The organism is Pseudodesulfovibrio nedwellii, from assembly GCF_027923765.1.
GTDB lineage: Bacteria > Desulfobacterota > Desulfovibrionia > Desulfovibrionales > Desulfovibrionaceae > Pseudodesulfovibrio > Pseudodesulfovibrio nedwellii.
This window is the reverse complement of record NZ_AP026709.1, coordinates 802,119-824,865: the sequence shown is the minus strand read 5'-3', so window position 1 is coordinate 824,865 and position 22,747 is coordinate 802,119. Positions and strand designations below refer to the sequence as shown.

General features: G+C 47.0%; 28 protein-coding genes. 19 read left to right on the top strand and 9 right to left on the bottom strand.

Features of this window, described 5'->3' with window-relative positions; translation table 11 throughout:
- The first annotated feature begins 42 nt into the window (after positions 1-42).
- The 8 genes from miaB to pal all read left to right on the top strand — a co-directional run bounded on the left by miaB (position 43) and on the right by pal (position 6,693).
- Complete coding sequence (gene miaB, locus SYK_RS04045) at positions 43-1,392, top strand: tRNA (N6-isopentenyl adenosine(37)-C2)-methylthiotransferase MiaB (RefSeq protein ID WP_281762326.1); 1,350 nt, start codon at positions 43-45, stop codon at positions 1,390-1,392.
- Positions 1,386-1,880: a bifunctional nuclease family protein gene (locus SYK_RS04040; RefSeq protein ID WP_281762325.1), complete on the top strand. Its 495-nt coding sequence runs from the start codon at positions 1,386-1,388 to the stop codon at positions 1,878-1,880. Before miaB ends, SYK_RS04040 begins: the two co-directional genes overlap by 7 nt.
- A gap of 7 nt (positions 1,881-1,887) precedes the next feature.
- Positions 1,888-2,538, top strand: a complete 651-nt coding sequence (locus tag SYK_RS04035) for a histidinol phosphate phosphatase domain-containing protein (protein WP_281762324.1) — start codon at positions 1,888-1,890, stop codon at positions 2,536-2,538.
- 136 nt (positions 2,539-2,674) lie between these two features.
- A complete protein-coding gene (locus SYK_RS04030; protein ID WP_281762323.1) occupies positions 2,675-3,379 on the top strand; it encodes a MotA/TolQ/ExbB proton channel family protein in 705 nt (234 codons plus the stop codon).
- A gap of 9 nt (positions 3,380-3,388) precedes the next feature.
- Positions 3,389-3,811: a protein TolR gene (tolR, locus tag SYK_RS04025; RefSeq protein ID WP_281762322.1), complete on the top strand. Its 423-nt coding sequence runs from the start codon at positions 3,389-3,391 to the stop codon at positions 3,809-3,811.
- A 15-nt stretch (positions 3,812-3,826) separates the two neighbouring features.
- Entirely contained in the window at positions 3,827-4,705 is an 879-nt protein-coding gene (gene tolA, locus SYK_RS04020) for a cell envelope integrity protein TolA (RefSeq protein ID WP_281762321.1), read from the top strand.
- Between the two features lie 5 nt (positions 4,706-4,710).
- Positions 4,711-6,018 (top strand): protein tolB, encoded by a 1,308-nt coding sequence (locus SYK_RS04015; protein WP_281762320.1) that lies wholly within the window; start codon positions 4,711-4,713, stop codon positions 6,016-6,018.
- A gap of 123 nt (positions 6,019-6,141) precedes the next feature.
- Positions 6,142-6,693: a peptidoglycan-associated lipoprotein Pal gene (pal, locus tag SYK_RS04010; RefSeq protein ID WP_281762319.1), complete on the top strand. Its 552-nt coding sequence runs from the start codon at positions 6,142-6,144 to the stop codon at positions 6,691-6,693.
- 57 nt (positions 6,694-6,750) lie between these two features.
- On the opposite strand, the gene SYK_RS04005 is transcribed toward pal, so the two are convergent.
- The 7 genes from SYK_RS04005 to SYK_RS03975 form a co-directional block, all read right to left on the bottom strand.
- Entirely contained in the window at positions 6,751-7,230 is a 480-nt protein-coding gene (locus tag SYK_RS04005) for a phosphatidylglycerophosphatase A family protein (RefSeq protein ID WP_281762318.1), read from the bottom strand.
- Between the two features lies 1 nt (position 7,231).
- Positions 7,232-7,639 carry a FosX/FosE/FosI family fosfomycin resistance hydrolase gene (fosX, locus tag SYK_RS04000; protein WP_281762317.1) on the bottom strand — a complete coding sequence of 136 codons (408 nt, stop codon included), beginning with the start codon at positions 7,637-7,639 and terminating at the stop codon, positions 7,232-7,234.
- 238 nt (positions 7,640-7,877) lie between these two features.
- Positions 7,878-8,330 carry an MBL fold metallo-hydrolase gene (locus tag SYK_RS03995; RefSeq protein ID WP_281763229.1) on the bottom strand — a complete coding sequence of 151 codons (453 nt, stop codon included), beginning with the start codon at positions 8,328-8,330 and terminating at the stop codon, positions 7,878-7,880.
- Complete coding sequence (locus SYK_RS03990) at positions 8,288-8,536, bottom strand: hypothetical protein (RefSeq protein WP_281762316.1); 249 nt, start codon at positions 8,534-8,536, stop codon at positions 8,288-8,290. The genes SYK_RS03995 and SYK_RS03990 overlap by 43 nt, the downstream gene beginning before the upstream one ends.
- 3 nt (positions 8,537-8,539) lie before the next feature.
- Positions 8,540-9,118 (bottom strand): flavodoxin family protein, encoded by a 579-nt coding sequence (locus SYK_RS03985; RefSeq protein WP_281762315.1) that lies wholly within the window; start codon positions 9,116-9,118, stop codon positions 8,540-8,542.
- A gap of 67 nt (positions 9,119-9,185) precedes the next feature.
- Entirely contained in the window at positions 9,186-9,656 is a 471-nt protein-coding gene (locus SYK_RS03980) for a MarR family winged helix-turn-helix transcriptional regulator (RefSeq protein ID WP_281762314.1), read from the bottom strand.
- Positions 9,657-9,769: 113 nt separating this feature from the next.
- Positions 9,770-10,384: a Maf family protein gene (locus tag SYK_RS03975; protein ID WP_281762313.1), complete on the bottom strand. Its 615-nt coding sequence runs from the start codon at positions 10,382-10,384 to the stop codon at positions 9,770-9,772.
- A gap of 172 nt (positions 10,385-10,556) precedes the next feature.
- Between SYK_RS03975 and SYK_RS03970 the strand changes: the two genes are divergently transcribed.
- From SYK_RS03970 to dgt, 11 genes are all read left to right on the top strand, one after another.
- A complete protein-coding gene (locus SYK_RS03970) occupies positions 10,557-11,279 on the top strand; it encodes an OmpA family protein (RefSeq protein WP_281762312.1) in 723 nt (240 codons plus the stop codon).
- Positions 11,280-11,295: 16 nt separating this feature from the next.
- Positions 11,296-12,168, top strand: a complete 873-nt coding sequence (locus SYK_RS03965; RefSeq protein ID WP_281762311.1) for a motility protein A — start codon at positions 11,296-11,298, stop codon at positions 12,166-12,168.
- A gap of 96 nt (positions 12,169-12,264) precedes the next feature.
- Positions 12,265-13,212 carry a glucokinase gene (locus tag SYK_RS03960; protein ID WP_281762310.1) on the top strand — a complete coding sequence of 316 codons (948 nt, stop codon included), beginning with the start codon at positions 12,265-12,267 and terminating at the stop codon, positions 13,210-13,212.
- A gap of 93 nt (positions 13,213-13,305) precedes the next feature.
- Positions 13,306-13,794, top strand: a complete 489-nt coding sequence (gene gpt / locus SYK_RS03955) for a xanthine phosphoribosyltransferase (protein ID WP_281762309.1) — start codon at positions 13,306-13,308, stop codon at positions 13,792-13,794.
- Between the two features lie 118 nt (positions 13,795-13,912).
- The gene (locus SYK_RS03950) at positions 13,913-15,058 is read left to right on the top strand and encodes a BMP family ABC transporter substrate-binding protein (RefSeq protein ID WP_281762308.1); all 1,146 of its coding nucleotides are present in this window, start codon (positions 13,913-13,915) and stop codon (positions 15,056-15,058) included.
- A 9-nt stretch (positions 15,059-15,067) separates the two neighbouring features.
- Positions 15,068-16,132, top strand: a complete 1,065-nt coding sequence (locus tag SYK_RS03945; RefSeq protein WP_281762307.1) for an ABC transporter permease — start codon at positions 15,068-15,070, stop codon at positions 16,130-16,132.
- A gap of 4 nt (positions 16,133-16,136) precedes the next feature.
- Positions 16,137-17,054: an ABC transporter permease gene (locus tag SYK_RS03940; protein WP_281762306.1), complete on the top strand. Its 918-nt coding sequence runs from the start codon at positions 16,137-16,139 to the stop codon at positions 17,052-17,054.
- A 3-nt stretch (positions 17,055-17,057) separates the two neighbouring features.
- Positions 17,058-18,593, top strand: coding sequence for an ABC transporter ATP-binding protein (locus SYK_RS03935; protein ID WP_281762305.1), 1,536 nt, complete (start codon positions 17,058-17,060; stop codon positions 18,591-18,593).
- A gap of 105 nt (positions 18,594-18,698) precedes the next feature.
- Entirely contained in the window at positions 18,699-19,427 is a 729-nt protein-coding gene (locus SYK_RS03930; protein ID WP_431194124.1) for a basic amino acid ABC transporter substrate-binding protein, read from the top strand.
- Between the two features lie 57 nt (positions 19,428-19,484).
- Positions 19,485-20,195, top strand: a complete 711-nt coding sequence (locus tag SYK_RS03925) for an amino acid ABC transporter permease (protein ID WP_281762303.1) — start codon at positions 19,485-19,487, stop codon at positions 20,193-20,195.
- A gap of 98 nt (positions 20,196-20,293) precedes the next feature.
- A complete protein-coding gene (gene dgt, locus SYK_RS03920; protein WP_281762302.1) occupies positions 20,294-21,568 on the top strand; it encodes a dGTP triphosphohydrolase in 1,275 nt (424 codons plus the stop codon).
- A 61-nt stretch (positions 21,569-21,629) separates the two neighbouring features.
- On the opposite strand, the gene SYK_RS03915 is transcribed toward dgt, so the two are convergent.
- Positions 21,630-21,851 carry a YgdI/YgdR family lipoprotein gene (locus SYK_RS03915; RefSeq protein WP_281762301.1) on the bottom strand — a complete coding sequence of 74 codons (222 nt, stop codon included), beginning with the start codon at positions 21,849-21,851 and terminating at the stop codon, positions 21,630-21,632.
- A gap of 94 nt (positions 21,852-21,945) precedes the next feature.
- A complete protein-coding gene (locus SYK_RS03910) occupies positions 21,946-22,731 on the bottom strand; it encodes an amidohydrolase family protein (RefSeq protein ID WP_281762300.1) in 786 nt (261 codons plus the stop codon).
- Positions 22,732-22,747 lie beyond the last annotated feature (16 nt).

Sequence of the window (22,747 nt, the reverse complement as noted above, 5' to 3'; positions counted from 1 at the left end):
GAATAACCTTCAACTGCCCGTATAGTGGGTAGGATAGTATATATGAAATTTCACATCACCACCTTTGGGTGTCAGATGAACGTGCATGATTCGCAGTGGCTTAACCGCGCTTTGGAAAGTCGGGGGTGGGTTGAAGCCGATGAATCCGAGGCACAGGTCTTTATTCTCAATACGTGCAGTGTCCGGGATAAACCGGAGCAGAAGGTTTACAGTGAGCTTGGCCGTATCGCTGCACATGTGAAACGTGATGAGAATGTTTTCGCGGCTGTGGGGGGATGTGTGGCCCAGCAAGTGGGAAAGGGGTTTTTTGACCGTTTCCCTTTCGTTAAGCTTGTATTTGGCTCTGATGGAATCGCAGATGCTCCCAACGCCTTGGAACGTATCGCAGCAGGCAAGGAAGAACGTTTGGCATTGCTTGATTTTGTTCCTATTTATGAAGAACGAGAGCAACCCGAAGAAAAGACTATTACTATTCAAAAGACACGACAGGCGTTCGTGAACATCATGCAGGGGTGTGATAATTTTTGTTCGTACTGTATAGTGCCTTATACGCGGGGGCGGCAAAAGTCTCGCCATCCGGAAGCCGTTATCGACGAATGTCGTTTATTGGTGGAAAGTGGCGTTCGTGAAATTTCCCTGCTTGGTCAGAACGTCAACAGCTTTGGGTTGGACAAGGGCGGTGTTGGCGTCAGTTTCGCGGACTTGCTGACGAGTGTGGCTGCCATCGAAGGATTGGAAAGACTCAGATTTACGACATCCCATCCCAAAGATATTGCTCCTGAGGTCATTGCTGCATTTGGAGAGCTTGAAAATGTCTGTCCGTCTTTGCATCTGCCCATGCAGGCCGGATCTGACAGAGTACTCAAGGCCATGCGTCGTAAGTATGATATTACGCGGTATCTTTCCATCGTTGATGGGTTGAAGGCTGCGAGGCCGGATATTGCGTTGACCACGGATATTATTGTTGGTTTCCCCGGTGAGACTGAGGAAGATTTTCAGGAAACACTTGATATGGTGGAAAAAGTTGGATTTGAATCCAGTTTTTCTTTCAAGTATTCTGACCGACCAGGGGTGGCTGCGGTGAATATGGAACCGAAAGTATCCCCGGAAGAAGCATCTGAACGACTGATGCGCTTGCAGACTCTGCAAAATAATATTACTAGAAAATGTCTAAAGAATCTCGTTGGCAATGAGACTATTGCTTTTATTGAAGGATTGAGCCGTAAGCAGGATGGTCCCATGACCGCCTGGAAAGGACGCGATCCGGCTGGAAGAATTGTGAATGTAGACATTGATTGCGACAGCGGCCTTGTCGGCATGATGGTTCCTGTGAAAATTGTTGAAGCAAAGAAACACTCCTTGAATGGGGAAAGGATTGGTCAGCCGTGGTAGAGGTGGAAATATTCGGACTTGCATTGGACGAGTCGGGCAAGTCGCCTATTATCGTCCTTAAGGACATGGATGAAACCAAAGTCTTGCCTATCTGGATTGGTGCTGTCGAGGCCATGTCTATTTCTATGGCTATCAACGAAGTTCCGTTTCCTCGTCCTATGACTCATGACTTACTGCTGAATGCGATTCGTGCTTTGGGTGGTACGATTACCAGAGTGGAAATCACCGACATCGAAAACGGAACTTTTTTTTCGGAAATAGTGGTCACCACCGATAAGGAGACCCGTCGGATCGACAGTCGTCCTTCGGATGCCATTGCTCTGGCTGTTCGTGCCGAGTGCAAAATTTTAGCGAGTGAATCCGTTCTTGAAGAGGCCGGTGCGCCGTTTCCGGAACATGCTGAGACCGTTATCAGCACAGAGGATTCTGATACATGGGTGGATGAGTTGGAAAAGCTCTCTGAAGACGACATTAAATACAAAATGTAGGCCTGCAATGATTGATCTGCATACACACACGATTTTTAGCGACGGTGAACTTATTCCTGCCGAACTTGTGCGTAGGGCTGAGGTTGCCGGATACAAGGCTCTCTGCATGACTGATCATGCGGATGAAAGCACCATGTATTATACGCTGGAGAATATTCTCCGGTTCGTAAAAAAACATGGGCATTTCTTTGATATCAATGTGATGGCAGGGGTAGAACTGACACATGTTCCGCCTGCGTTGATTGAGGGAATGGTGCAAGATGCGAGAAAAGCCGGTGCTCAGGTTGTTTTGGTTCACGGAGAGACTCCGGTTGAACCCGTTGCCCCTGGGACCAATCTGGCTGCTATCGAAGCCGGTGTTGATGTTTTGGCTCATCCTGGCTTGATCACCGACGAAGAAGTAAAACTGGCTGTTGAAAAAGGAGTGGCTTTGGAAATCACCACTCGCGGTGGGCATAGCTACACAAATGGGCATGTGGCGGCCCTTGCCAGAAAGCATGGAGCTAAACTGGTCGTGAATAATGACGCCCATGCCCCGTGTGATTTGATAAGCAGCGACTTGCGAAAAACCATTGCACTCGGGGCCGGGTTGACGGTTGAAGAGTATCGCCAGACAGGGTCCAATGCCTGGGAGATTGTTCAGCGATGCATGAAGTAATTTTACGTTGTCGCACAATTGTGACTATGGAAGTGTATACGTCAAAGTGACATCGGAAAGCCGTGGCTTGGGTTAAGCCCGGCTTTCTTTGCATAATGGGGCTTTCTAGCCCGAAGATTAAAGTATAGGTGCCACCATGAATTTTTTGCCTGAGAGTGACATGTTGACCCTCCTGACAGGGGCGACATTGGCTGTAAAATTGGTGATGATTTTTCTTGCTCTGATGTCTGTATGGAGTTGGACTATTATCTTTTTTAAATTTTTCACCATTGGTTCAGCCCGGAAAAAGGTCATGCAGGGCTATGATGCTTTTATGGATGCACAGGATCTGACCTCTGGCCTGAAGGTCTTGGGCGACAAAGATCAATCTCCTTTATCCCGTGTATCGACCTTGGCAGTGCATGAATTTCGGTTGCTGGAAAAGGCGGACGTCAATCGAGAGCGTAAACGGTTACTCGTCAAGGACACTCTGCGTCGTGTCCTCAAGCAGGGCATCTCGAAGGAAATGCGTGTTTTAACTCGTAATCTGCCATTTTTGGCGACTTGTGCCAATGCAGCCCCCTTTATTGGGTTGTTTGGTACGGTTTGGGGAATTATGCATTCCTTTCATTCCATTGGTTTGGCTCAGTCCGCAGCGTTGGCAACAGTTGCTCCGGGTATCTCCGAAGCGTTGATTGCGACGGCTATCGGGTTGCTGGTCGCTATTCCTGCCACTATTTTTTACAACTATTTCCTTGGCAAACTGGGTGAAGTCGAGACCGGCTTGATTGATTTTGCCGGTGCCTTCTTGAACCGTGCCGAGCGCGAAATTGCCTGGGCATCCAAGCCCGAGAAAAGGTAGGAGCGCCTCATGGCTATTAAGACAGGAGGCGGTTTTCTCAATGAAATTAATGTCACGCCATTTGTAGACGTGATGTTGGTATTGTTGATCATTTTTATGGTCACTGCGCCACTTATGACACAGGGGGTCGAGGTTGATCTGCCCGTGACCAAGACAGTCAAGAATTTGCCACAGGATTCCGAGCATCTAGTGTTGTCAGTCAAGAAGGATGGCACGCTGTTTCTCGATGAATATCAGGTTGGGCTGGACGAATTACAGGATCATCTGAAGCGACTGGTTGCCAAGCAGAAGAAACAACTGTTTTTGCGCGCCGACAAAGATGTGGCCTATGGTACTGTGGTTATGATTATGGGTGAAATCAAAGGTGCTGGAATTGATCGATTGGGTATAGTGGCTGAAAAGACCGTTGATCTGAAAAAAAACAAAAAATAGTAGTATCTTAATATAATGCGGCAAAGTATCGGTCTTATATTCTCCATTCTTTTTCACATGGTTTTGGCCATGGTTGCCATCTATGGCGTGAACACCGCCGGAGTGACGGTGAATATGGATAGACCTGTGTATACGGTTGATCTTGTATCCCTTGCTCCGCCTCCCCCCGGTCCGCCTGTAGAAGTAAAGGCTACAGTTGAACCGGTGACTTCGACGCCGGCAGTGCCAGTTGTTGAAGCAAAGGCCGAGCCTGCTGTTGAAGTGCTGTCCACTCCTGTGGTCGAGGCCAAACCTGAACCAGAGGTCAAGAAAATCAGCCCTAAGAAGGTTGAGAAAAAGGCCGTGGTTAAGAAAAAGGAAGAAAAACCGAAACCTAAGCCTCAACCGAAGCCTAAACCCAAGCCAAAGAAAACAGCTGATCAGTTGTTGGCTGAAGGGATGGCCGCTGCAAAGGCGAGGACCAAACGGCAGGATCAGAAAAAGAAAAAAGCTTTGACCGACGAATTGGCTGCGCTCAAGAAGCGTGAAGGGGATCAGGTTTATGCTCATGGCGGGCAGCCTGGTGGAGTGGACGGTGGGGTTGTCGGCGGTACTGTCGGCGGGTCAGGCTCCGGTTTGTCTGAAGTCTATGCCCTGATCGTCGGATCTGCCATTAAGAAAAATTGGCGATATCCTGCATTTGCCGGAGAAGCCAATCTTACGGCAACGCTTGAAATAGTGCTTGAAGCCGACGGGAAAATTTTGTCCTCGAAGATTATCGAATCGTCAAACAATCCTGAATTTGACAGTTCAACTCTTCGAGCCATCAAGGAAACAGAATATGTGGAGAAACCGAGGACCGAAAGGGACCGGGTTCTGCGTATTAATTTCAACAGCCAGGAACTTTCAGAGTAGACGGTATGAAACGGATTTTGATACTTGGTATGAGTTGCGTCTGTGTCTGCCTCATGGTCGCCGCTGCGTTCGCACAGGGACCGCTGACGGTGGATATTCACGGCCCAGGCCAACGCATGGTGAACATCACTCTTTTGACTCCCAAGGAATTGGACGGCTCTCCATTGCCTGAAGCGGCAGCCAATGCTCTTCAGGAACTGGTAGCCAATGACTTGGGCTATATCCCTTTTCTTAACATTGTGCCGGTGACCGATCTGCTGGGCGGCGACCCAAGTCAGGGCGTGAAGGCTTCAGACATAGATTTCAAACCTCTTCAGCTTGCTCGTGTTGATTTGTGCATGACGACAGGCTGGAACGGTGAATATATTGAAGCTCGTGTATTCGAGACCTTTAGTGGCCGTCGTGTGGTCGGGAAATCTTATCGTGACGTGAGCAAGAATCTGCCGCTGGTGGCTGATCGTTTTTGTTCATCCTTTCTTGAAGCTTTGACAGGCAAGAAGGGATTTTTTGATTCTCCCATTGCTTTCGTCAAGCAGGAGGGGAAGACAAAGGAAGTCTTTACTGTTCTTCCTCAGGGCCGAGGGCTTAAACGCATTACGAAATTGGGCGGCTACAACCTGAGTCCCGCGTGGTCTGAAGATGGGAAGCGAATTGCTTTTACTCATATCGGCAAAACGCGGCATGAGCTTGGTGTGTATGATAGTGAATCCGGTACGATAAAAAGAATGTACAAAGGGTTGGGGTCGACTGTTATCAGTCCCGTTTACGGTCCGAACGGTTCTTTGTATGTGGCTCTCAATCGGAATGGCACAACCAATATTTTCAACCTGAAGAATGATTATAAACCTGGCAAAACTTTGGTGCGTAGTCCTTATATTGACGTATCTCCAAGTTTTGACAGGACTGGTGAGAAGATGGCTTTTACTTCAGCCAGAGCAGGTAATCCGCATATTTATCTTTTGGATATGAAGACCGGTCAGATTAAGCGTGTGACCACCACTGGTCGGTATAACACTCATCCGTGTCTTAGTCCTGATGGACGCTATGTGGCGTATACTCATCAGACATCAGACGGGCATCGTATTTTTTTGCATGATTTGCAGACAAGCAAAGAAAAGCAATTGACGTTTGGCCCTGGTAACGATGAATATCCAGCTTTTGGTCCGGATGGGTATTTCGTTGCTTTTGCGTCCAGCAGGACCGGTGAATACAAATTGTATCTTTCAACCCGTCATGGAGATAAACCTCGGATGATATCCACTGGTAAAGGCGCGGCCTTTGCTCCGGCATGGGATACTTCGTTGCAGAGGTAAATTGTCATAAACACGGGGTTGATTTTTTTGTAAGAAAAGGTGCATGCTACCCAATGCGAGAATCATTGGCTTTCGGAAGCATCTGAAATAATGGCCGGGCGACGGCTCTACCAAGGAGTGAGCATGAAAAACAGAGTGTATTTCGGAATTGTGGCCTTGTTGGCCCTGTCCCTTTTTGTCTTTGCTGGCTGTGCCAAAAAGACGACCACCACTACCCCGCCTGAGACTAAGGTTGAGGTCAAGGATGATTCCCAGTGGACTCCGCCGCCGACAGAACCCAAGGTCGATGAGGCTGCTCTGGCCGCAGAAGCTGAGGCGCGTGCCAAGACCGAAGCCGTGGAAGAACTTTCCAGCATTACTATTCATTTCGCCTTTGATTCCTATGAATTGAACGAGGAATCTCGTGCTACTCTTGCCCTTAAGGCGAGTATCATGCGTAAATATACGGATGTTGGCGTCGTGGTCGAAGGGCACTGTGACGAACGTGGTACCGAAGAGTACAATCTCGCTTTGGGTGAGCGTCGTGCCCGTGCTGCCTATGAACATTTGGTGATTCTTGGCGTCGAACCTGAACGTATGAAGATTGTTAGTTTTGGTGAAGAACGTCCTCTTGATCCCGCGCACAATGAAAGTGCCTGGGCCAAGAATCGTCGAGCCGAGTTTGTGGTACAATAAATTCGATTGGTTATACAATGATAACGCCGCTTCCTTCGGGAAGCGGCGTTTTTTTTGTTATATGGAGAGAATGTAATGAAGAAGGTGTAGGCCGCCCATGGCATAAAGTCCTGCAACGCCATCATCGAGCATGACTCCAAGCCCGCCGGGGAAGGAGTCTTCGGCCCATTTGACTGGCCATGGTTTGAGAATGTCAAAGAAACGGAATAGGCCGAATCCAACAATCAGATACCCAATAGGCATGCCGTGAAAAAAAAGCAGGGCAAGCCATTGGCCGAACAATTCGTCAATGATGACGCAACCGGGATCTTTTTTATCGAATATGACTTCTGCACGAGCACAAGCCCAGATTCCGACGAGAAGGATAGCGGCCAGGGCAGCAAGACGTCCCCATAAAGGGAGAGAAAGGAACAGCCATGGAGCCGCGACAATGGAGGCCAGAGATCCCCATGTCCCTGGAGCCTTGGGGAAATGTCCGATTGGGCCGAGAGTTGCCAGTGCTGAGGCAAGTTTGTCGAGTGGCGATTGAGTCTTCATGTTAATCATCTTTGGCGTACGCCGTCAGTCGTTCTTTGAGTGTACCTGTATGGAGTTCAAACAGATGGTTGTCATAGTCATGGAAATATAGTGAACAACCTTCACCTGATACTCTATTTCTGTCCATACGGACGTGAAGATTTAGAGCCTCTATACGTTTTGCATAGTTGTCAATTTCATTGTGTGGAATTTTGAAGGCGATATGGTTGTATGTTTTATCTGATAATGGCTGGCCTTTCATTATGGCGATCCAGACACCACCAACTAGAAAAAATTTCTCTTGAGACAGTGAGTATTGCGTATCGCCACTTGCATACACCTCTTCGGCATCAAGTATTTTTGTAAAAATTGAGGATGTCTTTTTCAAGTCTTGCACAACAAGGGTAATATGGCTCAATCCTTCGATCATGGTTTTTTATGCCTTGATATTCTAATTATTCCAGATGGCGAGAAGGGCCTTTCATAATACATCAATTCGTTGTGATCTTGTACATGAATGAATTGAGAATTGATATATTCATAAATCGTTGAGCGCATATATGTTACAAATGAAATCCAAGCGTGGTAGCCGATTCATTTTTTATCCGTTCTAAGATGTGTCGTCGAGTACGTGTTGCTGTCTCGGGCATAATGTCTACGGATGATGATCATTCAGGATGAGTAAAGTGAGCAGGGTGTAAAAAAGCATCTCCTGCGATTAAAAACAAAGTGTCGTCTGTTTGCACTTCAACTCCAACATGGCCGGGAGTATGACCGGGGGCTGCAAATAGACTGATATCTGCCATAAGTTGTTCATCCATCGAAACGGTTTCGATTCTGTCAGCATAGCGTTGCAAGAATTCAGAAGTCGTACTTTGGAGCATTTTGCGAACTTCAGGTGGAATATTCAGTTCAAGAAGATTTGGTTTTTTCTGCCAATAAGAATATTCAATGTCGGATAGGAGAATCCGCGCGTTGGGGAAAAGAGTATTACCATTTGAAGGAAGTAATCCCGCTATATGATCTGGGTGTAGATGAGTAAGGACTATGCAATCAATATCGTTCGGGTGAATATTTTTTAGTTTGAGATTATCAACAAGCCTTCCAGTTGTTTTGGAGATATTACCAGCCCCGGCATCAACCAGAATGGTGTTTTTTCAGTTTGAATAATTGTTGAAGTGTACGGGCTTATCCAGAAGTCCCATTCTACTCTCGGAATTCCTGCCGCCATGAGATCTGCCTCGGCAACACCGGGAAAGAGGAGTTGCCGAGGGTGAGAATATTCATAATATCCGTCTGAAACAGACAGAATAATGGGTTTTTTCATTACTTACTCAACCGGGGAAGTAGGAGGTTTGATTGACGCTATCAATCCTTTTACCTTTTCAGCCATTGCATTTAAGTCATTTTCGTTAGGACGGTTTCTAATATCACCAAGTCGACCTTGCGTGTTGTGGTGTTCCAGTTTCGGGACTCCATATGCACCCGGCATGTACCACTCAGCAGCAATGGTGAATCCTAAATGATCAAATAATTGCCCCATGTATTTTACGGCAGGAATGGCCTCGTTGATGCCAGTATGGCTTCCACCAAACGTGCAATAGATAGCAACGTATTTGTTTAATAATCGTGGAGAACCTGGTTTGAGAATTCCCGACCCGCCAAATTCGGTCATGCTCTCTTTTGCTCGTTCGGCCAACCAATCCATCATGGGTTTTCCCGGAAGCCATCCATACACTCCCGAACCAATCAGAACCAAGTCATAGTCCATGAGTTGTATTGGGTCTCCTTTTGCCTTTGCTTGTACCGTTGTTATTTTACAACCTGACTCAATCACTGATTTTTCAATAGTTTGTGCAACTTTTTTTGTGTTTCCAGTTTGTGAATGGAAAACGTGTAACACTTTCATGGATGCTCCTTTTCTTGTTAGGCTGCCTAACAACTGGTTTAAAAAAATATGAACAAAAAATAATTATTTAATCGTTATGGCAGTCAAACAATTCTGCTAAATTTTGCATTTCGTGCAGGGCTTGACTGAGTTTTTGAGCCATGATTTCGGATTTTTCACCGTATTGTGATACGAATACATCAAACATTTTGTCGTGGTGAGCTTCATGATGGGTGTAGGCCGTCCATCCTGTTTTAGTGAGCAGTAGGGTGACAGCCTTGGCGTCGTAGGGCTTTATCCCCTTTTCAACAAGGCCTTTCTTCATGAGTTTACCGATGCGTTCAGAGATAGTTGGTTTGGAAACGGAGAGTCGTTCAGCCAACTGCGTGACAGTAATTTGGGGTTCATCACCAATTGTTGCTATGGTATGAATTTCAGCAGGGTGCAACCTATGTCCAGTGCCGAAATCTACGCCACCACGATGATGTGCGTTCACTGTATCGACAAGCTCAAGCAACGCATGCTGCATTGTTTCATAAGATTCTCTGAATTCGTTCATGACAAGCATTGTAAGGATGCCTAACTAAAAGTCAAGAAATGGAATCCATTTTAATCAAATTAAATAAAACCCGTAATGCTTGATCGTTGAAGGCAGAGAGTTTCGTATTGGGTTTAGATTTTTGCAGGCGTAATGATTTTTGAAGCGAGAAGTTCGTCCAGAACTCGTGCGACAGGCAATCCGACTACATTGGTGTATGATCCTCGAATCGCGGTAACAAGAAATGTTCCAACCCCTTGAATGGCATACGCTCCCGCCTTATCTGCAGGCTCGCCGGTAGCAATATACCTCTTGAGTTCTATTTCGGTGGAGGAGCGCATGTCGACATCCGTGCTGATGGCTTTGGTAATGCGTGTGTCGTCGGGCATTACCATACAAAACCCGGTGATGACTTGATGCGTGTTGCCAGACAATGTCATGAGCATTTCCAAGGCATGTGCATCATTTATGGGTTTACCCATAATACGGTCGTTTAAAACTACGATGGTGTCGGCGCCAAGTATGGTTTGGCCTGCATAATGCCGGGCAATGTCCAGCGTTTTCAGTTCTGCCATTCGTTTGACATATTTTAGCGGGGATTCATTTGTTTCTGGCTTCGGTTCATTAAGCGGACTTGGATGTACTGTGAATTCAAGACCGAGGTCGGCCAGAAGTTCGCGCCGTCTGGGTGAGCCTGAAGCCAAGATAATGGGACTGATGGTGGTGAACGGTCCTTGCGATGTTGTCATGGAATCAATGTTTCTCCCATATTCTTGCCCGAGTCAACGCACAGGCTGTCAGCTTTTTGTCATTCTAAAATGAAGGACATATTACAAGAAAATAAATGCCTGTATTTTAGCTGGTTACTGTTGTGGTAAGATTCTTGCTTCATATCGTGCGCGTAGATGCGCAGGAGAATACATGCAGCAAATTGAAAAGAGTTTTACTAAAGATTTTTCATCATTTAGCCAAATGGAAGGCGAAGGCGCAATCCGTGGCATGAACGATTGGTCCGTGCCGTGGGCTGATCTGATGATGGTCATGTTTGTCCTGTTTGTGGTGCTGTTTATGTATGCCAGCACTCATCAGGATGTAAAAATCCTGTTTAGTCATCAGACCGCGGAAAAGGCGCAGGCTGCGAGTACACTTGATCCTCTTATCGGATTGATTGGACAGATTGCTAGCCGAGCGGAAAGCGGTGGTTCTCAAGATGTCGTGCGTGTCGCAGAGACAGAAGTTCTGTTTCGATCTCGTTCAAAGGGAATTTCTGTTATCAGGGAAGTCCCTGGACAGGTGCGTATTTCATTGCGTGGAGCATTGTTTTTTGACGAGAAATCCGGGGAACTCAAGGCTGAATCCTGGCAGTACTTGAACGAGGTTGCCGAAGTAGTGAAGCTCAGTCTCGGTGCTGTTCATGTTATCGGTTTCGCGGACAAGAGCGAGTCGGAAGGTACGCAAAGCTTTACGTTGTCTTCACAACGAGCGGCCAACGTGGCTGAATTCCTTATCACGCAATTCGGGATCGCTCCCAAGCGAATTATCATAACTGGCAGAGGATCGTATCAACCGGAAGTGCCTGATACGTCCGAAGCCAACAAGGCGCAAAACCGGCGAGTTGAAATCGTCATCGTCCATCAAAGCTGATCGATTGGAGAATGTTATGAGTAGAAAGAATTTTATTGGCGTAGGATTGAGTCTCGTCATTTTCGTGTGCAGCTTTATGCTGACCGGAGCCGCTGGGGCCTATTTTAATCTGGCCGCATTTTTGGTTGTCATATCTGGTCTGACAGCCGCAATGTTGATGAGCTACCCGGCGCGGCACGTGAAAAACGCATTCAGGGTGGCGAAAAACATATATTCTACCAAAAGTGTTTCGGCTGAGTCCATTGTCAACACGTTGCTCGACCTTTCGGTCAAAAGTAAAGTAGATGGCATCCTTTCATTGGAACGTTCAAAAGCCAACGATACCAGTTCTTTTATGAAGAACGGACTGATTCTGTTGGTGGATAACTACAAAGAAGATGAAATTCGTGAATGCTTGAATGCCGAGATGGCTTTTTTCAATCTTCGTCGTCAACAGAGTGAGCGTTTTTTTCAGACTTTAGCCCGAATGGCACCGGCGTTTGGTGTTGCAGGCAGCGTTATTGGCTTGATTGGTCTTCTTATGGGAATCAATGATACGGCAGTTATTCTCAAAAATATTCCTGTGGCATTTATTTCTACTCTTTATGGGTTGATTTTGAGCAATCTTGTGTTTTCCCCTATTGCAGAGAATATTAATTTTTCCACTCGTGCTGAATTGTTGAATCAGAAATTGGTCCTTGAAGGGATTATTGCTATCAGTAAGGAACAGAATTCCTACAAGCTCGAACGTAAACTGGCTTCATTCCTGAGTCCTAGTGAACGCGAAGGCAAGACGGAAACTTTGCGTAGAATTACCCGGAAGTATGTACAGAAAAAACAGCAAGCTGTGGAGTTGGCAGATATGCCATCGATGACGAGATCCACGGAAAAAGCGACAGAAGCGGCGTAGCCAAATCCAATCGATGCAGCAGAAAAGGGAGCCTTCAGGCTCCTTTTCTTTTTGTCTGATTATGATAGTGTTCCGCTCACGGGAGGCATTTTACTGATGGCGAAGATTCTAGCCGCTGATATAGGTGGCACTAACAGTCGGTTTGCTCTTTTTGAAACCACGGGTGACGGCTTTGTCATGGTGGATTCAATTTGGCTGAAAACCCATGGCGCGGAGACTTTTTCTCAGCTTTTGGAACAACTCTGGAGCAGTGATTTTTCTGCATATCCGGGGTCTTTTGAGAGTGTTGTTGTCGCGGCTGCCGGAGCGGTTGTTGGTGGTGTGGAATGTCCCTGTTTGACCAATGCATCTTGGGGAATTGATATTCGGGATATCGATTTCGGGACGAAAGCCGTGAGTGTCATCAACGATTTTGCCGCGCAAGCCTTTGCCTGTAGAACGTCTGCCGTAGACGAAGCTATGATTCTCCAGGAGGGGACGGGTGTCGACGGTGATCCCATAGCTATTATCGGGGCTGGAACTGGTCTTGGATATTCCGCGCTTATTCCCACTGATTGCGGCTGGAGTGCATTGCCTTTTGAGGGCGGACATATGGCTTTCCCTTTTTTGGGCAAAGAAGAATCCGACTACGGTGACTTTAACCGTCAGGAAAGTGGTCGGAATTGGCCGGAAGGTGATTCCGTTGTCACCGGGTTAGGATTGAAATTGGTGCATAAATTTTTGACAGGTAAGAATTTGACCCCAAAAGAGGTCTCAGCGTCCATTACAATAAGAGATGCAACGACCAAATGGTATGCTCGTTTTTACGCTCGGGCATGTCGCGATTGGGCCATCGGAGTTATGTCTCACGGTGGTTTTTTTATTGCCGGTGGCATTGCTGCCAAGAATCCCATGTTTGTTACTGTCCCGGAATTTTTGGAAGAATTTCATAATTCTCATATATATGGCGACTTTTTGCATTCTGTTCCTATTCGACTCAATTGTAATGAAGAGAGCGGATTATACGGGGCTGGGTTTTACGGAATGCAACTGCTGGCGCGATAAGGTGTAATTAGGGCGTAGAATTGCTTGATTAAGCGGTTTGATACGGGTAGAAAGCCAATTCCTTTGAACAGCACATGCAGGAGATGTTTCACTATGGGTGACAAGAGCAGATACCAGAAGATGTTCCCGGTTTCTTGGGAACAGCTACATCGTGATTGCAGAGCCTTGTCCTGGCGACTTGTTGAAAAGGGGCCATGGAAAGGTATTCTTGCCATTACGCGTGGTGGCTTGGTTCCGGCTGCGATCATTGCTCGAGAACTGGATATTCATTTGATTGATACCATTTGTCTCTCTTCCTATAATTGGAAAGAGCAGGGTGAGACCAATGTTCTCAAACAGGTAGATTGTGACGGAGAAGGCTGGTTGCTCATCGATGATCTCGTTGACACCGGTAAGACCGCAAAATTAGCTCGTGACATGGTGCCTAAAGCGCATTTTGCCACGGTTTATGCCAAGCCCGAAGGGCGTCCTTTGGTCGAGACATATATAACGGAAGTGAGCCAGGACACCTGGATTTTATTTCCTTGGGACGCAGGTACTCAATTTGTTGAACCAATCGCCCAAGTTTCTGACGATGAATAAGTGAAGAAAAAAAATACTATCCACGCTGATTACTCCCAGCAGTTCCCTTTGAGCCTTGCTCGAATGGACTCGCTGGGATAGAGTTTTGAGATAATAAATCGCTAACGGAGAGGTCCACATGAAAAAATTGCTGAAACTGTTTGGTGTATCCGCCATGTGCATGGCGCTACTCCTGTCCCTGGTTGCCTGTGGCGAAGCTCCTCAGGAGAAAAAAGCTGAAGAGCCTGCAAAGACTGAAGAAGCTGCCGCTCCCGCTCAGGAAGAGCCCAAAACCGTCAAGGCCGGATTCGTTTACGTTTCCCCGGTCGGAGACGCCGGTTATTCATATGCTCACGACCAGGGCCGTCAAGCCGTGGATGCCCTTGATTGGGTGACGACTTCTTTTGTTGAGTCCGTACCTGAAGGTGCTGATTCCGAGCGTGTTATCCGCAACATGGCTCGCAAAGGTTTCGACATTATTTTCACCACGAGTTTTGGCTACATGGATCCGACCATCAAGGTTGGTAAAGAATTCCCGGACGCCAAGTTCATGCATTGTTCCGGCTTCAAGAAATCTGCCAACGTCACTAATTATTTCGGTCGTGTTTATCAGGCTCGTTTCTTGACCGGTATGGTGGCTGGTGCCATGACCAAGACCGACAAGCTCGGTTATGTGGCTGCCTTCCCGATTCCCGAAGTTATTCGCGGCATCAACGCCTTTGCTGTCGGTGCTCGCCAGATGAATCCGGATGTTGAAGTGCGTGTTGTCTGGACCAAGACTTGGTATGACCCGGCACTCGAAAAAGATGCTGCCAAATCTCTTCTGGATGCAGGTTGTGACGTTATCGCTCAGCATCAGGATTCTCCTGCACCGCAGGAAGCCGCTGAAGAAGCTGGAATGTACTCCATTGGTTACAACTCCGATATGTCTTCTTTTGCTCCCAAGGCTCACCTGACTTCCGCTATCTGGAACTGGGGCCCGGTCTATACCAAGACTGTGGAACAGGTTCGCGACGGCTCCTGGAAGGGTGACGAGTCTATTTGGTGGTCCATGGAAGACGGCGTTGTCGATATCGCCCCTATGGGGCCGATGGTCCCGGAAGACGTCAAGAGTGCTGTCATGGCCAAACGTGCCGAGTTGGTTAAGGGCAACGATATCTGCTTTGTTGGTCCTATCAAGGATCAGAGCGGTACAATCAAGATCGCCGATGGCGAAAAAGCCACCGACGCCCAACTGCATGATATGATGTGGTTTGTTGAAGGCGTTGTCGGTACTGTAAAATAAGTACGGCACATGCCTCTGAAAATAATAAAAAGAGATGAACCCTGGAAGTGGGGCGCCCTGGTTGTATTCCTGGGCGCCCTGCTCTTTTCCCTTTTTGTGAGCGCTCTGCTCATTGAAGGGCAGGGCAAGGACGCACTGCACGGGATGATGGTTCTGTGGCAGGGAAGTTTTGGTAACCTTTGGGCGCTGGAAGGCGCACTGCTTAAAGCCATTCCGCTTTTTCTTTGTTCTTTGGGCGTGGCTGTAGCCTTTCGCATGCAGATATGGAATATCGGCGCGGAAGGTCAGTTTGCACTTGGGGCAATTGGGGCTACATGGATGGCTCTATTGTTTCCTGATTTACCAGGTTTTATTTTGCTACCGCTCATGTTCATCATGGCTTTTATTCTTGGCGGAGCCTGGGCATTTATTCCTGCATTTCTCAAGCTAAAATTGCGCGTCAACGAAATTATTTCTACGTTGATGCTCAACTATATTGCTATTCTTTTGCTCGATTATCTGGTTTTTGGCGTTTGGAAAGATCCGGCCAGCTTCGGGTTCCCCATGACTCCTGAATTTTCTGTGAATGCGATCATTCCCTATATTGGTTCCTCCCGTGTACATTGGGGATTATTATTTTGTGCGATCGTCGGTATAGGGCTGTGGGCCTTCATGCGTTTCACTCGACTTGGTTTTGAATTGCAGGCCAGCGGTGAAGGTGCTCGTGTGGCCAAGTATGCCAAGATCCGTTACGGAATGCTCGTCATGTTCGTTATGTGCCTGTCTGGTGGATTTGCCGGGTTTGCCGGATGTATCGAAACCTCGGCGGTCCTGAATCGTTTGCAGCCAAGTCTTATTGTCGGATACGGCTACACTGCGATTGTCGTGGCCTGGTTGGCACGTCTTGAACCCTTGAATATTGCGTTTGCTTCATTCCTGTTGGCTGCATTGCGGGTCGGCGTGGAAAATTTGCAGCTTGAATTGCAGATTCCAGCAGCATTTGGTGTGATCATGGAGGGTATGATTCTCTTGACCGTTTTGGCCGGGCAGTTCTTCCTTTTATACACCTTGGAACGTAAGCAGAGGCAGGATTAAGCGTATGTGGGAATTTTTGATACCGCTTTTTGCTGCAACGGTGCAGTCCGGCACCCCCATTCTTTATGCCACTTTGGGCGAAATGATGACCGAGAAGGGCGGCGTGCTCAACCTTGGTGTTGAGGGCATTATGTCCGTTGCCGCCTTGGCTGCTTTTTGGGTCAGTCTGATCACTGGTTCACCGTGGCTCGGTTTTCTTGCGGGTGGAACAGCCGGAATGATTTTTGCCTCATTGCATGGCTTTGTCTGTATTTCCTGTCTGGGAAATCAGGTTGTGTCCGGTTTGGCGCTGACAATCCTTGGCACTGGGCTGACTCACTACCTTGGTGTGCCGTATGTTGGCTTACATGCGCCGGGATTTAGCCCTTTTGATTTCCCGGTGTTGTCGCAAATTCCAGTCATTGGTGAGATTTTCTTCAAGCATGACATGCTGGTGTATGTCTCATTCATCGTACCGTTCCTATTCTGGTTCTTTTTCAAACGGACTAGCCTCGGTTTGCATGTGACCGCAACCGGTGAAATGCCTGCCGCTGCTTCCGCAGCCGGTTTGAAGCCCGTGGTACTTCGTTACTTTGCAGTTGTTGCTGGCGGTTTTCTTATCGGTCTTGGTGGGGCGTACCTTTCGCTGGCGTATACACATCTATGGACGAACGGTTTGTCTGGTGGGCGCGGATGGATTGCCGTGGCGCTAGTTATTTTTGCCTTCTGGCGGCCGGGGCGTGCTGTCGTCGGTGCCTATCTTTTTGGTGGCGTGATGGCTTTTCAGTTGCGTTTGCAGGCTGTCGGTACAAATTTATCGTCTTCTTTGTTGCTCATGCTCCCTTACTTGCTGACCATTTTGGTTTTGATCCTTTCCGCTTGGCGTGGGCGTCGTGTTGACGGACCCGCCGCTCTCGGTACCAACATCGAGCCTGAGGGGTAAGGCGTGACCAATTTGAAATATATTCGTCCGGTACCAAGTCGTCCTGTAGAAGTTGGAGTGATACCCGTGGTGCGTCTGAAAGGGCTCACCAAACGGTTCGGCAAGATAGTGGCTAATGATGCCATTACCCTTGATGTGTATCCTGGACGCATCAAAGCCTTGCTCGGTGAAAACGGTGCTGGTAAATCCACCATGATGTCCATGCTGGCTGGTCGGTACAAACCGGATGAAGGCACCATTGAAGTTGATGGGAAACCGGTTCGTTTTTCTTCTTCCAGAGATGCCATCGCAGCCGGAATCGGTATGGTGTATCAACATTTTATGTTGGTTGACTCTATGACTGTTGCTGAGAATGTTCTTTTGGGACAGGAAGGCAGTTTCTTCATCAGACGAAAAGAGATGTCGAAGCGGGTGAGTGAATTGGCCGGTAAGTACGACATGGAAATTGATCCAGATGCTCGTATTGCCGATCTTTCCATGGGCGAGCGGCAGTTGGTTGAAATTTTGAAACTGCTGTATCGTGAAAGTCGTATTCTTATTTTTGATGAGCCCACCGCTGTCTTGACGCCCGAAGAGACAGGACGATTGTTCAAAACCCTGTGGCGTATGACCGAACAGGGTAAATCCATCATTTTTATTAGTCACAAGTTGGAAGAAGTCATTGCATTGGCGGATGAAATTGCCATTTTGCGTCGTGGTAGAATTGAGGGTGAACTTGATCCCAACACTATTGAATCCAAGGCTGATCTTGCTTCACGCATGGTTGGCAAGGAAGTGTTGTTGGAAGTCGATCGAAAGCCTGTCGAGAGGGGCGATAAAGTTCTTGATGTGAGGAATCTCACCGGGCTTGGGTTGTCCGAAGTTGATCTGGATGTCCACCAAGGCGAAGTTGTTTCTATAGTGGGCGTGGCCGGTAACGGTCAAAAAGGGTTGGTCGAAGCTGTTACGGGATTGATCAAGCCGCCGCAGGATACTGTTTTTATAATGGGACAACCCTGGCGTAAGTTTTTTGCCGAATCTACCTGGAATCGGTCAATGTGTTACATTCCGGAAGACAGACTTGGTTTGGCTACTTTGCCGAATCAGAATCTTGTGGACAATCTGCTTTTGACGACCCGGAAAGGTTTTGCCAAGGGGTGGTTTCTGGATAAGAAAAAAGCGGCCAAGGATACAATTGAGCTTATCAAGAAGTTTGATATTCGTCCGGGGCGAATTCACGCGCTGGCATGGCAGCTTTCCGGTGGTAATCTGCAAAAAGCAGTACTTGCACGCGAACTGTATCGCCAACCTCGTTTGATTGTCGCAGAACAACCGACACAGGGCTTGGATGTTTCTGCTACCGAAGAGGTTTGGAATCGTTTGCTTGAAGCGCGAAAGATGGCTGGCGTATTACTTGTGACCGGAGATTTGAACGAAGCCTTGCAATTGTCTGATCGTATTGCGGTCATTTATCGTGGCCGAATCCTTGACATTCTCGACACGGCAGAGGAAGGAATATCTCGTAAGATAGGTCCGCTTATGGCGGGCATAGTGGAATAGGCGGCAGGTGTACTTAATTTTTATTCAGGCCGTATGGTTTGGATATGACTTTTAATTTTCAAGGAGAAAGGTATGAAGTTCAATAGGTTCAATGTCGTAGCCGTTATGGCTATCGCCATGTTGCTCGGTGTTTTGTCTGTTTCCGCATTTGCTGGAACCACTCTGGATAAAGTCAAGGCCGCTGGCGAAATAGCTGTCGGTAACAGCCCTGACTATCCTCCGTTCGAATCCATTGGTGACAATGGTGAACGCGTTGGTTTCGATATTGATCTGCTGTCTGCAATGGCTAAAAAGATGGACTTGAAGGTCAAATGGGTCACCATGGAATTTGCTGCTATTGTTACAGCAGTCCAGTCCGGTCAGGTTGATATGGGGATGTCTGGTTTCAGCATCACCCCTGATCGTGCCAAGCAGGTGAGCTTTTCCGCTCCGTATATTGCCAGCGGTCAGGTTATCGTTACTCGTCCTGATTCCAACATTACTTCTGCTGCCGACCTCAAAGGCAAGAAGATTGCAGTTCAGTTGGGTACCACCGGTGAACAGCAGGCTGACAAGATTGAAGGTGCCGAAGTCGTCAAACCCGAAAGCTACAACATTGCTTTCATGATGCTGCGTAACAAGGCCGCCGATGCTGTCATCGCCGACCTGTCTGTTGCTGATGAGTACATGAAGCAGGGTACTTTTAAGCGTGCCGGAGAGCCGCTGTCCTTCGAAGAATTCGCCATCATTTCCCGTAAGGGCAATGATCCGCTTCTCAAAGCCTTGAATGAGGCTCTGGAAGCCGTCAAAAAAGACGGTACTTACGACGCTCTCGTCAAGAAGTGGAATCTCTAATATAACTTTGCCGGGAGGGATCTATTTCCTCCCGGCTTGTCTTTTCAGGAGCTGATAGTGGACTTCGCTCTGGTTTTTAAACATTATGATATGTTGCTCAATGGTGCACTTGCGTCCTTGCAGGTCACTCTTGGTGCGCTTGCCATGGGGCTTATTCTTGGCACTTTAGCCGGAACGTGTCGCATTAGCCGCCGTTTTTATATTCGCGTTATTGCGGATGCCTATATTCAAATTATTCGCGGCACTCCCATGTTATTGCAGATTTTTTTCTTTTACTTGGGCTTCCCGCAAATTTACATGATGATGACAGGCGAAGGGATTTCCCCGGATCCTTTGCTTACCGGTATGATTGCCCTAGGCATTAATAGTGGTGCGTATAATGCCGAGATTATTCGGGCAGGTATCCAGTCCATTAATACAGGACAGATGGAAGCAGCCCGTAGTACCGGATTGCGTCATGTGCAGGCCATGATTCATGTCATTTTGCCACAAGCTTTGCGGCGTATGATTCCACCTTTGGGTAACGAATTGATTGTTTTGCTCAAGGATTCATCTCTTATTTCCACCATTGGTGTGGCTGAGTTGATGTACTCGGCAAAAGTGCTTGGAGCACGGTATTATACATATGTTCCGTTCCTCGTGGGTGCTGGCTGTATCTATCTGACATTGACGTTTTCTTTTTCGCGGTTTTTTAACGCTCTTGAAAGAAAGCTATCTGCTGGAAGTGGTGCGCGTGAGAATGCCGGGAAAATCCCGGATCTAGGTTAGCACTCAATACTATGATTATGAATCCCCTTCCGGTACCTACCGGGAGGGGCTTTCTTTTATCCCGAGTTCCACGTAAGTTTTCAGGACGAGGAGGAAGCGTGAAAAACAGTTTTTACAGTGACTTCGATACTGAGTGGATAGGGCGTGGTCAGTCCAAAAACGTGAAGGGCCGCACTCCATTTGAGCAGGATCGGGATCGTATTATATATTCTCCGGCTTTTCGTCGGCTTCAGAATAAGACGCAGGTCTTTTTGTCCGGTGAATTTGATTTTTATCGTACTCGTCTGACGCATTCTATGGAGGTGTCACAAATCGGTCGTTCCATAGTGAATCATCTTAACCGTTCTTCTAATGCTTTGTCAGACGGTTTCAGGATAGATCAGGATTTGGTCGAATCAATTTGCTTGGCACATGACATTGGTCATCCTTCTTTTGGGCATGCCGGTGAGCAGATTTTGAATGAATTGATGTTCGAAGCTGGTGGTTTTGAAGGGAATGCGCAGAATCTTCGTATTTTGGTTGACCTGTTTTACAGAGATAAAACTCAATGGTCCGGCATGAATCCCACACGGGCTTTTCTTGACGGGATGCTTAAATATAAAGTGTTGTTTGCTAATTCAGAAAAGAAAAAGAATCATTTTATCTACAATTTTCAGAAGGATATTCTTGATTTTGTTAGCCCTGATGTCGAGTTTTCTACTCTTTTTGAAAATGAAAATGCATTGAATTCATTCAAGTCGCTTGAATGTCGAATTATGGATTGGGCCGATGACATCGCTTATTCAATCCATGACATTGATGATGGTATTCGTGCAGGCTTCATCACAATAAAAAAAATACGGAATTGGATGGATGACAAGGATAAAGAGTATACCGGCAATGACCGGGGATTTCTTGAGGAACTAGCCACCGCTATTACGGATGACACTTTCAGTGCTTTCCTTGCACGGTTGATAGGTACATTTATTCACGGAACGAAATTCGTCGAACGTGACAATGTCCTTGCAGAGAAAACACACCGCTACCGGTTTGACATCCAGGTTGAGGAAGAAGGCTTGGCGCTTTGTACTCTTTTGAAAATGCTGTCCATTAATTTGGTTTTTCACACTCCTCAGGTTCATCAACTTGAATATAAGGGTGGACGTATTCTGCGTGAACTTTTCACGGTCATGGAAGAAGAATATGTGATTAAGGACGCTCCCGGTTACCGACTTTTACCGGCCCATTATCATATAGCATTGCAAAAGCATGATGCCTATGAACGGCGGCGCATGTTGTGTGATTACATTTCCGGGATGACTGACGGATTTGTTGTGAGGACGTATAAACGGCTTTTTGATCCAGATTTTGGATCTATTAATGATTTGATTTGATTCAATCAGTATTTGTTTGTAATAAAAAGCCCCGATTTTTATCGGGGCTTTTTATGGCAAATTATTGTTCCTTGATAACTTCAATGTCTTCCTGATTGAGGATGACCTTTTTCCCTTTGTCGTCCTCAAATTTGTAGGTCTCGGTTTGGACATCATACTCTGGCGAACCGTCAGCAATATACGTTTTGCCCGTATTGGTCGTTATCATGTACTTTTTTGAAAAGCATGCCGTCAGAGAAAAAGCAAATAGACACAGCATGACAAGTGTGAAAAAACGTTTCATTGATTACCCCTTGTAAGCATTGAATGGTAATTTCTTCTTACAATCTGTTCGCACTTTTTATCAACTCCTATTTTTCAAAAGGTGTTGATTTTTTTTAGACGAAAAGAGATTCACCTCGGCTGAGGAGATCATCCACTTGGCTGTCGTTCAGATTAAGTCGGCACGCAATTTTTTTAATCTCTGTTGCCGCATCAAAAAGCGGGTAATCGCTGCCAAAAAGAATATGATCATGCGAAAAGGCATCGAATAAACGATTCAGAAGTGTGTCGTCTACAAAGTCCAGTACACTTGAACAATCTACGTAAACATCGGTCCCTGCAAGGTGCTCAATGGCATACTCCCAGTGTTGGTAGCCGCCCATATGCGCCGCAATCATAATTGGTTTGGGGAATCGTTTTCTCAGTGCAGCCATCTTTTTGGGACACGAAGGATTTTCGTTAGGCGGTAAAGTATCTCCGACGTGGAACATACAAACAAATCGTCCTTGGACGAGTTCCATGACTTCGAAGAAGTCTTCGTCATCCATTCTGAATCCTTGGAAATCGGGATGGAATTTAAGTCCTTGGATACCGTTTCTTTCCAGACGGTCCAATTCCTCGGCATTACGATCGAAGCCTGGATGGACAGTGCCAAACGGGATAAAACGCGGATTGTTTTTTTTGAGTTGAATGGCCCAATTGTTGGCCGGAATCACCTGGCTTGGAGTCGTTGCAGCAGTCAGTACTACAGATTTGTCGATACCGGCTTCGTCCAACCGTTCAATGAGATCATCAGTCTTGCCCGTGCCGATCGGTTTGATGCCGTAGTGGCCTTCAAGCTGAACAAGAACCTTGTGAGCAATTTTGGGATCAAAGGCGTGGGCGTGAATGTCAATGCGCATGGGAAATCCTTGCCGG